The organism is Pseudooceanicola lipolyticus (assembly GCF_002786325.1).
Lineage (GTDB): Bacteria > Pseudomonadota > Alphaproteobacteria > Rhodobacterales > Rhodobacteraceae > Pseudooceanicola_C > Pseudooceanicola_C lipolyticus.
This window is the reverse complement of record NZ_PGTB01000431.1, coordinates 1-559: the sequence shown is the minus strand read 5'-3', so window position 1 is coordinate 559 and position 559 is coordinate 1. Positions and strand designations below refer to the sequence as shown.

1 protein-coding gene is annotated in these 559 nt (G+C 73.0%); it reads left to right on the top strand.

Going from position 1 to position 559, the window contains the following annotated elements:
• The coding region (locus CVM52_RS26440) for a FecCD family ABC transporter permease (protein WP_172721113.1) at positions 1 to 559 on the top strand (559 nt) is incomplete at both ends.

Below are 559 nucleotides of genomic sequence, written 5' to 3'. Positions count from 1 at the left end.
CCGCGCTGGGCGTCTGGCTGGAGACCGGCATCCTGGATCCCACCGCGCGGGTGATCCTGTTCGACATCCGCCTGCCGCGCCTGGCGATGGGGCTGCTGGTGGGCGCCGCATTGGCGGTATCGGGCGCGGTGATGCAGGGGCTGTTCCGCAATCCGCTGGCCGATCCCGGCCTGATCGGGGTCAGCGCCGGCGCGGCGCTGGGCGCAATCACCGCCATCGTGCTGGGCGGCCTGCTGCCGGTGGCACTGGCGGCGTATACCGGCACCGCACTAGTGCCGCTGGCGGCGTTTTTCGGCGGCTGGCTTTCGACGCTGCTGCTGTATCGCCTGTCGACCCGGCGCGGGCGCACCTCGGTTGCCACCATGCTGCTGGCCGGTATCGCGCTGGCGGCGCTGGCGGGGGCGCTGACCGGCATCCTGGTCTACATGGCCGATGACCAGCAGCTGCGCGACCTGACCTTCTGGGGCCTCGGCTCGCTGGCCGGGGCGACCTGGAGCCGGCTGTTGACCGCCGGGCCGCTGATCGCCCTGGCGCTGCTGGCGGCGCCTTTGCTGGCGCG